The 12,411-nt window shown below is 74.9% G+C and carries 13 protein-coding genes; 7 read left to right on the forward strand and 6 right to left on the reverse strand.

The genetic code is table 11. From position 1 onward, the window contains the following. Positions 1–60: 60 nt before the first annotated feature. The 4 genes from IMZ35_RS31725 to IMZ35_RS12265 all read left to right on the forward strand — a co-directional run bounded on the left by IMZ35_RS31725 (position 61) and on the right by IMZ35_RS12265 (position 3,674). Positions 61–1,044 (forward strand): Gfo/Idh/MocA family protein, encoded by a 984-nt coding sequence (locus IMZ35_RS31725; RefSeq protein ID WP_199441157.1) that lies wholly within the window; start codon positions 61–63, stop codon positions 1,042–1,044. Between the two features lie 100 nt (positions 1,045–1,144). After that, positions 1,145–2,278, forward strand: a complete 1,134-nt coding sequence (locus IMZ35_RS12255) for a sensor histidine kinase (protein ID WP_307867978.1) — start codon at positions 1,145–1,147, stop codon at positions 2,276–2,278. Then, on the forward strand, positions 2,275–2,967 hold the full coding sequence (locus IMZ35_RS12260) for a response regulator (RefSeq protein WP_199441159.1): 693 nt from the start codon (positions 2,275–2,277) through the stop codon (positions 2,965–2,967). Before IMZ35_RS12255 ends, IMZ35_RS12260 begins: the two co-directional genes overlap by 4 nt. Positions 2,968–3,029: 62 nt before the next feature. Further along, on the forward strand, positions 3,030–3,674 hold the full coding sequence (locus IMZ35_RS12265; RefSeq protein ID WP_199441160.1) for an HAD family hydrolase: 645 nt from the start codon (positions 3,030–3,032) through the stop codon (positions 3,672–3,674). Here the strand turns inward: IMZ35_RS12265 and IMZ35_RS12270 are convergent. Next, positions 3,640–3,852: a hypothetical protein gene (locus IMZ35_RS12270; RefSeq protein WP_199441161.1), complete on the reverse strand. Its 213-nt coding sequence runs from the start codon at positions 3,850–3,852 to the stop codon at positions 3,640–3,642. The genes IMZ35_RS12265 and IMZ35_RS12270 overlap by 35 nt on opposite strands. 124 nt (positions 3,853–3,976) lie before the next feature. Here IMZ35_RS12270 and IMZ35_RS12275 point away from each other — a divergent pair, with 124 nt between their 5' ends. After that, positions 3,977–4,363, forward strand: a complete 387-nt coding sequence (locus tag IMZ35_RS12275) for a cold-shock protein (protein WP_199441521.1) — start codon at positions 3,977–3,979, stop codon at positions 4,361–4,363. A 9-nt stretch (positions 4,364–4,372) separates the two neighbouring features. Here the strand turns inward: IMZ35_RS12275 and IMZ35_RS12280 are convergent, their stop codons facing one another. Genes IMZ35_RS12280 through IMZ35_RS12290 form a run of 4 tightly spaced genes read right to left on the reverse strand, consistent with a single transcriptional unit; the run spans position 4,373 to position 8,351 of the window. Then, positions 4,373–4,849: a DUF2771 family protein gene (locus IMZ35_RS12280; protein WP_307867979.1), complete on the reverse strand. Its 477-nt coding sequence runs from the start codon at positions 4,847–4,849 to the stop codon at positions 4,373–4,375. Positions 4,850–4,860: 11 nt separating this feature from the next. After that, complete coding sequence (locus IMZ35_RS12285) at positions 4,861–6,579, reverse strand: MFS transporter (protein WP_307867980.1); 1,719 nt, start codon at positions 6,577–6,579, stop codon at positions 4,861–4,863. 40 nt (positions 6,580–6,619) lie between these two features. Beyond that, the gene (locus tag IMZ35_RS30590) at positions 6,620–7,537 is read right to left on the reverse strand and encodes a threonine ammonia-lyase (RefSeq protein ID WP_229371734.1); all 918 of its coding nucleotides are present in this window, start codon (positions 7,535–7,537) and stop codon (positions 6,620–6,622) included. A 49-nt stretch (positions 7,538–7,586) separates the two neighbouring features. Beyond that, positions 7,587–8,351 (reverse strand): glutaminyl-peptide cyclotransferase, encoded by a 765-nt coding sequence (locus IMZ35_RS12290; protein ID WP_199441163.1) that lies wholly within the window; start codon positions 8,349–8,351, stop codon positions 7,587–7,589. 64 nt (positions 8,352–8,415) lie between these two features. Between IMZ35_RS12290 and IMZ35_RS12295 the strand changes: the two genes are divergently transcribed. Together IMZ35_RS12295 and IMZ35_RS12300 are read left to right on the forward strand one after the other, a co-directional pair. Then, positions 8,416–9,201 carry a DUF3027 domain-containing protein gene (locus IMZ35_RS12295; protein ID WP_307867981.1) on the forward strand — a complete coding sequence of 262 codons (786 nt, stop codon included), beginning with the start codon at positions 8,416–8,418 and terminating at the stop codon, positions 9,199–9,201. Then, the gene (locus IMZ35_RS12300) at positions 9,198–12,116 is read left to right on the forward strand and encodes a sacsin N-terminal ATP-binding-like domain-containing protein (protein ID WP_199441164.1); all 2,919 of its coding nucleotides are present in this window, start codon (positions 9,198–9,200) and stop codon (positions 12,114–12,116) included. The genes IMZ35_RS12295 and IMZ35_RS12300 overlap by 4 nt, the downstream gene beginning before the upstream one ends. Positions 12,117–12,121: 5 nt before the next feature. Here IMZ35_RS12300 and IMZ35_RS12305 read toward each other — a convergent pair whose 3' ends face one another. Then, positions 12,122–12,397 carry a DUF2530 domain-containing protein gene (locus tag IMZ35_RS12305; protein ID WP_307867982.1) on the reverse strand — a complete coding sequence of 92 codons (276 nt, stop codon included), beginning with the start codon at positions 12,395–12,397 and terminating at the stop codon, positions 12,122–12,124. Between the last annotated feature and the right edge of the window lie 14 nt (positions 12,398–12,411).

Raw genomic sequence — 12,411 nt, forward strand, 5'->3', positions numbered from 1 at the left:
CCCGTGCCTCCGGTCGTCCACGGAGGACGGCGCGACGCGTTCCCCGATTAAGCTGCCGCGGTGGCCGAACGAGTGCGTTGGGGAGTGATCGCGACCGGTGGCATCGCCGAGGTCGTGACGGGTGACATGCTGCGGGTGCCGGACGTCGAGGTGCTCGCGGTGTCGTCGCGGAGGATCGACAGGGCGCGCGAGTTCGCCGAGCGGCACGGCATCCCGCGACCCTACGGCGACCACCACGAGCTGCTGGCCGACCCGGACGTCGAGGTCGTCTACGTGGCGACGCCGCACGCCCAGCACCACGAGGTCGCCCGCGACGCGCTGCTGGCCGGGAAGCACGTGCTGTGCGAGAAGGCCTTCACGCTGACCGTCGCCGACGCGGAGGACCTGGTCGCGCTGGCGCGCGATCGCGGGCTGTTCCTCATGGAGGCCATGTGGACGCGGTTCAACCCGCTGGTCCGCGAACTGGGGGCCCTCGTCGCGGACGGGACGATCGGCGACGTGCGCACGGTGCACGCCGACTTCGGCTTCGTCGCCGACTACGACGCGCGGGCCAGGCTGTGGAACCCGGCGATGGGCGGCGGTTCCCTGCTCGACCTGGGCGTGTACCCGGTGTCGTTCGCGCACCTGCTGCTCGGGGAGCCCTCGGTCGTGCACGCGCACGGCTCGCTCGCCCCGAGCGGCGTGGACGCCGAGATCGGCCTGCTGCTCGGGTACCCCGGCGGCGCGCACGCCCTGCTCAGCGCGTCGCTGGTGACGGCTCCCGCCGTGCGGGCGACGGTCGTGGGCACGATGGGCCGCGTCGAGGTCCACGACCCGTTCTTCCGCCCCGAGGCGATCACCGTGCACCGCACCGGCGAGGAGCCGCGGACGCGGACGGTCGCCCTGGACGGCGCCGGGTACACCTACCAGATCCAGGAGGTCGTGGACCGGGTGCGCGCCGGGGACGTGGAGAGCCCCCGGATGCCGCACGCCGACACGGTGGCCGTGATGCGGACGATGACCCGAGCCCTGGACGCGCTCGGCGTGACGTTCCCGCGCCCGTAGGGGCGCCGGGGTCTCCGGCTACCCCGCAGGTGGTAGCCGGAGATGCCACCAGCGGCTGGCGACCGCGCCGCCGCGCGGTGGATACCGTGCAGGTGTGCGGGTGAACCTGAGACCGGTCCTGTCGGACGTGCTGCTGGCCGTCGTGCTGACGGCGCTGACCGCGGCCACCCTCGCCGGGATCGACGGAGGGGCCGGGTGGGTCGCGCACCTGGTGGCCGCGCTCACGGTGGCGCCGGTCGCCCTGCGCCAGTGGGCGCCGGTCCTGGTGATGGTGGTCGTGGTGAGCGCGCTGGCCGCCTTCAGCCTGCTGGGCTTCGGGACGTTCCCCAACGGCGGCGTCGGGATGCTCATCGGGATGTTCACCGTGGCGACGCTGCGGCCCCGGTGGGTGGCCGCCGTCGTGTTCCTGGCGGCGACGGTCGCCGAGGTGTTCTGCTTCTCGACGCTCCCGCACCCGTTCGCGTGGGCGCAGGTGGTGCAGGCGGTGCTGGTGACCCTGGGTGCGTGGGTCCTCGGGGAGAGCACCAGGCGGTGGGGGGAGCGCACCGAACGGCTCGCCGAGAAGGCGGCGCGGGCGGTGGCCGACGAGCGCGTGCGCATCGCCAGGGAGCTGCACGACGTCGTCGCGCACCACATGTCCGTCATCTCGCTCCAGGCGGGCGTGGCGCGGTACGTGCTGGACACCGACCTGCCGACCGCCCGCACCGCGCTGGACACCGTGGCCGGCACCAGCCGCGAGGCGCTGGCGGAGATGCGCCACCTGCTCGACGTGCTGCGCGTCGACACCGGCGCCGACGACACCGACGCCGACGCCGACGACACCGACCTCAGCCCGCAGCCGGGGCTGGCGATGCTGGACGAGCTGGTGGAGCGCACGCGCGGCGCGGGACTCCCCGTCGAGGTGGTCGTCACGGGCGAGGTCCGCGAGCTGCCGCCGGGGCCGGACCTGTGCGCCTACCGCGTGGCGCAGGAGTCGCTGACCAACGTGCTCAAGCACGCGGGACCGGCCAGCGCGCGCGTCGAGCTGGACTACGGCGAGCGCACGCTCACGCTCCGGGTGACCGACGACGGCACGGCGTCCCGCTCGCACCGGGGTCCGGTGGCGGCCTCGTACGGCATCCGGGGGATGCGCGAGCGCGCCGAGCTGTACGGCGGCGTCCTCGACGCGGGACCGGGGGAGCACGGCGGGTTCGCCGTGTCCGTCCGCCTGCCGGTGAGCGGCGGTGCGCTGTGACGATCCGCGTGCTCGTCGTCGACGACCAGGCCCTGATCCGGGCGGGGCTGGCCGCCCTGTTCACGGCGGCGCCGGGGCTGGAGGTCGTGGGCCAGGCCGCCGACGGCGCGCAGGCCGTGGCGCTGGCCGCCGAGGTCGCACCCGACGTGATCCTGATGGACGTCAGGATGCCCGTGCTGGACGGCATCGCCGCCACCCGGCAGATCCTGGCCGCGGCCGGCGAGGACCCGCCCCGGGTGATCGTGCTGACCACCTTCGACCTGGACGAGTACGTCTACACGGCGCTCGGCGAGGGCGCCGCGGGCTTCCTGCTCAAGGACACGCCGCCGGAGCGGATCATCGCCGCGGTGCACGCGGTCGCGGCGGGCGACGTCCTGCTCGCGCCGCGGATCACCAGGCGGCTGATCGAGTCGCACGCCCAGCAGCACCGCGCGGCGGCCGCCGGTGCGCCGCGGCTGTCGGTGCTGACCGCGCGGGAGACGGAGGTGCTGCGCCTGGTCGGCAACGGCCTGAGCAACGGCGAGATCGCCCAGCGGCTCGTGCTCAGCGAGGCCACGGTCAAGACCCACGTCAAGAGGACGATGGGCAAGCTGCACCTGACCAGCCGCGCGCAGGCCGTCGTCGTGGCCTACGAGTCGGGGCTGATCGTGCCCGCGGTGGCGGCGGCGGACCGCCCGACCCGGCGCTGATCACGCGGGCGGGGCGTCGGCACGGGCGGATCGGCGCCGGTGGCGGCACGTAGAGTGCTGGCGTGCGGCTGACCGTCGGTTTCGACCTCGACATGACCCTCATCGACCCGAGACCCGGCATGGTGGCCGTCATGGACGCCCTCGCCCGCGAGACCGGCCACGCGATCGACGGCGAGCACTTCGCCGCGAACCTCGGACCGCCGCTGGACCTGACGTTCCGGCAGTTCGGCGTGCCGGAGGAGGAGATCCCCGGCCTCGTCGCGCGGTTCCGCGCCCTCTACCCGGACGTCGTGGTGCCCTCGACCCGCGCGCTGCCGGGGGCCGCCGCGTCGCTGGGGGCCGTGCGCGCCCTCGGCGGGCAGGTCGTCGTCGTGACCGGGAAGTACGGGCGCAACGCGGCGCTGCACCTGGCCGCGCTCGGCTGGGAGGTCGACCACCTGCACGGCGAGCTGTGGTCCACGGGCAAGGCCGACGTGCTGAAGCAGCACGACGCGGCGGTGTACGTCGGAGATCACACCGGTGACGTGCACGGCGCGAAGGCGGCGGGAGCCGAGTCCGTGGGCGTGGTCACCGGACCGTGCTCGGCGGAGGAGCTGGAGCGCGCCGGAGCCGACGTGGTGCTGACCGACCTGACCGGGTTCCCGGCGTGGCTGGCCGCGAACGCGGAGCGGCTCAGCGCTCGCGTCGCGAGTCGCGCACCACGCTGAGCACGGCCATCGCCAGGCCGATCGGGGTGAGCAGGCAGGCCGCCACGCTCAGCCAGAGCGGCATCTCGGTGTACCCGGCGGCGAACAGGCCGAAGACCACCACGAGCGCCAGCACACCCGCGGCGAACAGCGCCACGGCGATCGGCAACGTCTTCGGACGGGGTGCTGCGGCGGTCATGCCTCCAGGGTAGTACGCCTTTGGAGGTGCCCGGACGGGAGTGTTCTGGCTACTCTGGGGGGACGCGTCCCAGGTACGCCCCGGGGCGCGTTCGTCGTGTTGATGCAGAGGAACGGTGAGAGCGGTGCCGACCGGCAAGGTCAAGTGGTACGACTCCGAGAAGGGCTTCGGCTTCGTCACCCAGGACGGTGGCGAGGACGTCTACGTCCGGGCGTCGGCCCTGCCCCCGGGGGTGGAGGGCCTGAAGGCCGGTCAGCGCATCGAGTTCGGCATGGCCGAGGGCAGGCGCGGCCCGCAGGCGCTGAGCGTCCGGCTCGTCGATCCGGCCCCCTCCGTGGTGGAGGCGCGTCGCCGTCCCGCCGAGGAGCTGCACGGCCTGATCGACGACATGATCAAGGTGCTGGAGGTGAAGGTCCAGCCGGACCTGCGCCGCGGCCGCTACCCCGATCGCAAGAACATCAAGCTGATCGCCGACCTGGTCCGCGCGGTCGCCAGGGAGCTGGACCCGTGATCCGCCCGATCAGCCGCGGTCGTCGATCGACAGCACCCAGGTCGCCCGCGTGAAGAACTGGAGGTCGGTGCCGTCCGGGGTCAGGGCGGCACCGAGCTGCTGCACCTCCACCGTCTCCAGCTGGTCACCGGGGTCCGGCAGCGTCAGCGTGTAGGCGTACTGCTCGTCCTTCGTGAAGATGCGGCTGCGCGCGGGCTCCTGCGGTTCACCGGCGGCGTTGCGGTAGCTGAACACGACCGTCCACGGCGTCTCGGCGACCTCGCCCGGCACCGAGATCTGGAGCGGACGGCCCGGCGGCACCCGCAGTGCTCCGGCGGCCCCGGGGAACGCCTCGCACTCGTTCAGCGCGACGTCGCACAGCTGGGTCGGGCCGACGTCGATCGTGGTGCCGGCCGCGTAGAACGTGACCTCGGGGTCCGGGGGTGCGGAGCACCCGGCCAGGACGAGACCAGCGGCTGCCAGGGAGACGGTCAGAACTGGGCGCACGTCGAGCGAGCCTACGGCCTCGGCCGTTCGGTGAACTTGTCGGTCTCCTGCACCGCGTTGGGGTGAACGGGCCGGTCACCGCCCAGGCCGGGGATCAGCGACGTGCCGCGGCGGCACTGGACCGTCTGCACGAGTCCCAGCGCGAGCAGCGCGGCCAGCACCGCGAAGCCGATCCGGTAGTCCGGGGGCAGCAGCACGCCCAGCGCGCCGCCGAAGACCCAGGTGAGCTGGAGGATCGTCTCGGAGCGGCCGAACGCCGACGCCCGCGACCGCTCCGGCAGGTCGTCCTGGATCACCGCGTCCAGGTTGATCTTGGCCAGCGACGAGGCGGTCGCGCCGACGAACCCGACGACCGCCGCCGTGACCAGGCCGGGCAGCACCGCGGCCACCACGACCGACGCGAGCGCCGCGGAGACGGCGAGGACCGTCGTCCGGTCCGGGTCGCCGAAGTGCGTCCGCGCGCCGATCGCGTTGCCGGCGAAGCTGCCGATCCCGGCCGCGCCCGCGATCACGCCCAGCAGCAGGAGCTGCATGAACGCGTCGCCCTCGGTCTGCGCGCGCACCACGAACGCCGAGAACAGCATCAGGAAGCCGGTCAGCATCCGGACGCTGCCGTTGCCCCACAGCGCGACCACGACGTGCCGGCCCAGCGGCTGCCGCCGGGCGCGGTGCGGCGCCCGCCGCAGCGACGCCGGCACCTCGCCCTCGGTCACCTCGACCCGCGAGGGGATGCGCAGGCAGGTCCAGGCGTTCGTGGCGGACAGCACGGCGGTGAACCACAGCGCGCCCGCCGGACCGAACGGGACCGACAGCCCCGCCGCGACCGCGCCGAACACCCCGCCCGCGGCGAGGCCGAACACCGTCGTGCGGGCGTTCGTCCTGGACAGCGTGATGTCCGGCGGCAGCACGCGCGGCGTGATCGCGGACTTCAGCACGGTGAACGACTTGGACAGCACCATCGAGCCCAGCGCGGCCGGGTAGAGCATCCAGTCGTCGAAGTGCAGCGCCATCACGATCGTCAGCAGCACCCGCAGCAGGCACGACGCCGCGAGCGCGAAGCGGCGGCCCCGCTGGACGCGGTCCAGCGCCGGGCCGATGACCGGCGCGACGAGCGCGAACGGCGCGACCGTGATCAGCAGGTACAGGGCGACCTTGCCCTTGCTCTCCCCGGCGGCGGCGGAGAAGAACAGCGTGTTCGCCAGCGCCACGGCCATCGCGGCGTCGGCGGCGTAGTTCAGCATCACCGCGTAGGTGAGCGACGACAGGCCGGACTGCTTCGCGCCGTCGGCGTGCAGGGCGCGGCGGAACGTCGTGACCCCCTGCTGCCCGAACTGGCGCCACCGCCAGAAGGCGACGCGCGTCACGGTCAGCTTCTTCGGCAGCTGCGGCGTGGTCCGCCGCTCGTCCGGGGGCTCCAGCCGGTGCTCGTCCAGCGGCGGCACGCCCGTCGGGTACGGCCTGGTGTCGCGCGGGCGTCCCGGCGGCGGAGGTCGCCGCACGGGCCGGGTGACGAAGTCCTCGTCCTCCTCCCACGGCCTGCGCCCGGCGGGCTGCCGGGGAGGCGGAGGTGGTGGCTGCCGGTGAGGCTGGGGCGCCGGCGCCTGCTGCCGGGGCGGCCACTGGACGACGCCCTCGTGCCGGCCCGGCTCCCGGCGCGTCCTCCTGCCGCCGCTCCACCCCCTGGTGCGCGGAGCGCCCCGCGACGGTTCTTCGGAGCCGGATCGCTTCACGCTCTCATCCTGCCCGAACGGGACCGCCCGTGTGTGGCGTTCACTCCCCGGGGTCGGCGTTTCCCCCGGTGAGAACGGTCGCGCAGCGCTCGCGCGAGGGCGCGTACGCGGCGATGGCCGCCAGCCCCGCCGCCCCCGACGGCTCCAGCACGAGACCGAGCGTGCGCCGCGCCAGGTCCACGGCCGAGCGCATCGCGTCGTCCGAGACGAGCACCACGTCGTCCACGACCTCCACCAGCCGGGTGAGGGACTCGCGCACCGGCGTGCGCACCGCCAGTCCGTCCGCGATCGTGTCCGCGCGGTCGGACTGCACGACCTGACCGACCTGCCAGCTGTCGGCCATGCTGGGCGCGCCCTGGGCGCACACGCCGACGACGCGCGTGCGCGGGGCGTGCTTCTTGGACCACACGGCGATCCCGGCGATGAGCGACCCGTCGCCCAGGGGCACGTAGATCGTGTCGAACGGCCCGGCCGGGAGCAGCTCCACCGCGATGCTGCCCGCGCCCTCGGCCAGCGCGGGCTCCCTGCCGTCCTCCAGGAACACCCGGTTCCCACCGCGCGCGTGGTCGCGGGCCCGCGTCTTGGCGTCGGTGAAGTCGCCCTCGACCGGCACGACGCGCGCCCCCATCGCGCGCATCCGCTCCACCTTGCTCTCCGACGCGGTGGCGGAGACGAACACCTCGACGTGGAAGCCGCGCTTGCGGCCCACGTACGCCAGTGCCTGACCGAAGTTCCCGGCCGAGGCGCAGACCACCCGCGTTCCCCGCTCCAGCCGCGAGGTCGCGAAGTCCACCCCGCGCCCCTTGAAGCTGCGCAGCGGGTTGGCCGTCTCGACCTTGACCACCACCCGCGCGTCGAGCGCCTCGTCGAGCAGGTCGTCGCGGTACTGCGGAGTGCGGCGGAACACCGGGTCGATGGTCCTGGCCGCGCGCTCTACGTTCCCCAGGTCTACGTCCATGATCCCCGGACCATAGGGCCGTGTGCGCGCGGAAATCCGGCGGACCGCGTCACGGGCCCCCGACCAGCCGCACCCGGAAGGTGGTCGGCCAGTTCTTCCCGGTGACGAGGAACTCGTCCGTGCCGGGCACCGCGGCGATGCCGTTGAGGACGCCGGACGCGCCGGCGGGCTTCAGAGCGGCGAGGTCCGCGACCGCCGTCACGCGGCCGGAGGCGGGGTCGACGCGGACGATCTCGTCGGTCTGCCACACGTTCGCCCACACCGCGCCGCCGACGCACTCCAGCTCGTTCAGCTCCTCCACGGGCGTGCCGTCGCGGGTCACGGTCACCCGGCCCGTCTCGGCGAAGCTGGTCCGGTCGCGGAACGTCAGCTCCGGCGAGCCGTCGCTCATGACCAGCCGCGCGCCGTCGTGGCACAGCCCCCAGCCCTCGCCGTCGTAGGACACGCGGCGGAGCTCGGCCAGCGTGGCCCGGTCCCGCTCGACGGCGACGCCGTCGCGCCAGGTGATCTGCCAGATCCGGTCGCCGACGACGGTGATCCCCTCGCCGAACAGGTCGGCCGGCAGGTCCACCCGCTCGTCGACCCGGCCGGTGTCCGGGTCGCTCGCGCGCAGGGACGACCGCCCCCGGAGACCCGTGCCCTCGTAGAGGACGCCGTCGGCCAGCTCCAGGCCCTGGGTGAACGCGTCGGCGTCGTGCGGGAGCCGCGCGATCACCTCGGGGCGCAGCGCGAGCACCTCCGGCGGCTCCGCGACGGGCACGGGCGACGCCGAGCACGCCCCCGTCAGCACCAGCACCGGCAACACCAGGAGCATCCGCACACGGGAAGGGTGGCACGTGCGCACACGTCCCGGCACGGCGTGCGGCACAATCGCAGGTGTGACCGCGACGCCGACCCAGCCCAAGCCAGTGCTCGCCGACGCCGTCGACCTCGCCCGCGCCGCGGCGCAGGAGGTGGCGGGGGAGCAGAGAGTGGGCGCGCACACCGGTGTGCAGGCCGAGGACGAGTTCTCGGCCACCCACCTGTTCGACGCGCAGCACCCCGGCTACGGCGGCTGGAACTGGGCCGTCACGGTGGCGTACGCCGGTCCCGGCACGCCGGTGACGATCAGCGAGGTCGTGCTGCTGCCCGGCGCCGACGCGCTCGTCGCGCCCGCGTGGGTGCCGTGGGAGGAGCGGGTCCGCGCCGGTGACCTCGGTGTGGGCGACCTCATGCCCAGCAGGGCCGACGACCCGCGGCTGTCCCCCGGCTACCTCGCCTCCGACGACACGGGCGTCGAGGAGGTGGCGCTGGAGATCGGCCTCGGCCGCGTGCGGATGCTGTCCCGCGAGGGCCGCCTCGACGCCGCGCAGCGCTGGCAGTCCGGTGAGTTCGGCCCGCGCAGCGACATGGCCCGCGGCGCCCCGGCGACGTGCGGCACCTGCGGCTTCTACCTCCAGCTCTCCGGTTCGCTCGGCGCGGGGTTCGGCGTCTGCGCCAACGAGCTGACCCCGGCGGACGGCCACGTCGTGAACGTCGAGTACGGCTGCGGCGCGCACTCCGAGGTCGCGGTCGAGGGCGGTCCCGCCATCCCGGTCGCCGACGTGATCTACGACGACGCGCTGCTCGACGTGGAGGTCAACGTCCCGGTCGCCGCGCCGGAGGAAGCACCGGCGCAGCTGTGAGTTCGGACCCCTTCGGCACCGGCGCGCTCCGCGACTCGGTGCTGGCCTCCTGGCGCGGCTCGCCGACCCGCTTCCGCGAGGACGCCAACGCCGAGGAGGACCTGCGCCTCGGCGGCTACCGGGACCGGCTCCTGGTCGAGATCGCCCAGAACGCCGCCGACGCGGCCGGTGCCGAGCCGGGTGTGCTGCGACTGTCCGTCGTGGACGGTGAGCTGCGCGCCGCCAACACCGGCGCTCCGCTGGACGCGGACGGCGTCGCCGCGCTGGCCTCGCTGCGCGCCTCGGCCAAGAGCGCGGGGACCGTCGGCCGGTTCGGCGTCGGGTTCGCCGCCGTGCTCGCGGTCACCGACGCCCCGCGGGTGGTCTCGTCCACCGGCGGTGTCGCGTTCTCCGCCGACCGCACCCGCGAGGCCCTGCCGGACCTGGCCGAGCTGCGCGGTGGCGACGTGCCCGTGCTGCGGCTGGTGTGGCCGACCGACGAGGGCGGTGTCCCCGAGGGCTTCACCACCGAGGTCAGGCTCCCGCTGCGTCCCGGCGTCGACTCCGACGCGCTGGTCGCGGGCTTCGTCGAACAGGTGCCGGACCTGCTGCTCGCCCTGCCCGGCCTCGGCCGGGTGGAGATCGGCGACCGCGCCTGGTCGCGCGAGGAGCCGACGGAGAACACCGTGCTGCTGCACGGCCCCGCCGGCACGACGCGCTGGCTCGTGCACCGCGCCGGGGGCGAGCTGCCGGACGAGGCCGTGAGCGCGCTGGGCGTCGAGGCGCAGGACCGGCCGAGGTGGACGGTGTGCTGGGCCGTGCCGCTGCGCGACGACGAACCCGTGCCGCTGACCTCGGACGTGCTGCACGCCCCGACCCCCACCGACGAGCGGCTGTCGCTGCCCGCGCGGCTGCTCGCGACCATGCCGGTCGAGCCGTCCCGGCGGCGCGTCCTGCCCGGTCCCGCGACGACGGCCGTGCTGACCGAGGCCGCCCGCGAGTACCCGGCGCTGGTCGCGGCGCTGCCCGCGATGTTCCGCACCGCGCTCGTCCCGCTGCCCGGCTTCCCGCTGTCCGAGGTGGACGACGTGCTCCGCGCGCTCGTGCTCGCCCGGCTGCGGGAGACGGAGTGGCTGCCGCTGGCCACCGGCGAGTGGGCCGCCCCGGCCCGTTCCCGCGTGCTCGACGCGGCGTCGGAGGACCTGGTCGACCTGCTGGAGGACGTCGTCCCCGGCCTGCTCGACGCCGAGCTAACCCTCCCCGAGCACGCGCGGGCGCTGGCCGCGCTCGACGTGCCCCGGCTGGGCGTGGCGCAGGTCGCCGCGGCGCTGGCCGGGCTGAGCGGCGAGCCGGACTGGTGGCGGCGGCTCTACGCCGCGCTGCTGCCGATCGCCGAGGTCGACCCGCAGGCCCGCGAGGAGCTGGGCGCGCTGCCCGTGCCCCTGGCCGACGGCCGCACGGTGTCCAGCCCGCGCGGCGTCCTGGTGTTCGACGCCGACCCCGCGATCCTCGACCTGCTCGCGAGCGTCGACGTGTCCGGTCTGCGCATCGTCCACCCCGACGCGGTCCACCCGCTGTTGCTGCTGCTCGGCGCGCAGGAGGCGGGTCCGGTCGAGCTGCTCGACTCCGCCGCGCTGCGCGAGGCCGTGCACCGCAGCGTCGAGGAGGCCGAGGCCGGGCTCGACACCGCCGACCTGGTGCGCGTCGTGCTGCGCCTGGTCGAGCACGCCGGTGTGCGCTCGGGGGAGCAGCCGTGGCTGTCCGAGCTGGCCCTGCCCGGCGCCGGCGGCGAGTGGCACCGCGCCGACGAGTACGTGCTGCCCGACTCGACGCTGCGCGACCTGCTCGCGCGGGACGCGCCGGTGCGGGTGCTGGCCGCCGAGTTCGCCGAGAGCTGGCCGCGCGAGGTGCTCGCCGCCGTCGGCGTGATCGACGGGTTCGCGCTGGTCGTGGACGAGCTGCCGACCGCGCCCGAGCACGACCTCCCCGACGAGGAGGAGTGGTGGGACGCGCTGCCCGAGCCGCCGAACCGGCTCGTCGGCATCCGCGACCTCGACCTGATCGCCGACACGGCGTGGCCGCGGGCGCTGCGGCTGCTCGCCGGGGACCCGGTCACGGCGCGCGCCCTGCGCGACCCGGACGGCCACCCGGCGTGGTGGATCTCGCGGCACGCGCTGCTCGCCGGTCGTGCGCCGCGGCACTGGCGGCTGTCCGACGCCGAGGAGCTGACCGGCCTCTACGACCCCGTCCCGGACACCGGCCTCGACCGGTCGCTGCTGGAGCTGATCGGCGTGCGCGCCGACCTCGTGGTGGAGGACGTGGCCGACGCCTCCGACCTGCTGGCCCGGCTCGGCGACCCCGACCGGCAGATCCCGGCCGGGGTGGTGCTGCGGGCGCACGCCGAACTGGCCGACGCCGACGTGGACCCGGCGCGGGTCGACCTGCCGGACCACGTGCGCGTGCTGTCCGGCGGGGTCGCGGACGCCGAGTCCGTCGTCGTGGTCGACCTGCCGTGGCTGTTCGGCGTCGTGCCCGCCGAGCGGGTGCTGGCCACGCCGTCGGTGGACGAGGACACCGCGCGTGCGCTGGCCGAGCTGCTGGACCTGCCGCTCGCCTCCGAGGAGCTCGGCGGGACGGTGCTGGGTGACGGCGACCCGGTGAGCTGGCAGGACCTCGGCGCGGTGCGCGTGGCGTGCGAGCTGCTGGACGTGCCCCTGCCGGAGGGCGGGGTCGTCGTCCACGACCGGCTGGTCGTGGTGGACGGCGGTGGCGTCGAGCACGAGGTGCCCTGGTGGACGGCCGACGGCGTCCCGCACGCCGCCGACACGCCGGAGGGGCTGGCGCGCGCGCTCGCCTGGACGTCCGGGCGCTGGGCCGAGCGGCACGCGTTCGCCGCGCTCGTCGCCGAGCCCACGCCCGCCGTGCTGCTCGGATAGGTGATCTACAGCCCCGTCTGGGCGGTGCGCGATCCGCGTCGAGCTGCCCCGCGTTGCCAGCGGAACAGGCCGTGCCCGATGATCCCCAGCGCGAAGCCGCAGAGGCTGGCCCACACCCAGGTCGTGGTGTCCGCGTCGAAGGCGAGCCGTGCGACGAGCAGCACCACGAGTGCCAGGCCCCACAGCGCCGTGCCACCGACGATCGCGGGCACCGGGTCCGCGAGACGCGGCGGCAGCGGCGGGGGACTCGGCAACGGGTCGATCTCGGACGGTTCGGCCACGTCGCGGAGATTAC

It is taken from the genome of Umezawaea beigongshangensis (assembly GCF_016464305.1).
GTDB classification, from domain to species: Bacteria; Actinomycetota; Actinomycetes; order Mycobacteriales; family Pseudonocardiaceae; genus Umezawaea_A; species Umezawaea_A beigongshangensis.

Coding starts and splice junctions, on each gene's coding strand:
- IMZ35_RS12270 (WP_199441161.1), bottom strand. CDS start 3,852: ATGACCGCCGCAGCACCCCGTCCGAAGACGTTGCCGATCGCCGTGGCG.
- IMZ35_RS30590 (WP_229371734.1), bottom strand. CDS start 7,537: ATGGACGTAGACCTGGGGAACGTAGAGCGCGCGGCCAGGACCATCGAC.
- IMZ35_RS12290 (WP_199441163.1), bottom strand. CDS start 8,351: ATGCTCCTGGTGTTGCCGGTGCTGGTGCTGACGGGGGCGTGCTCGGCG.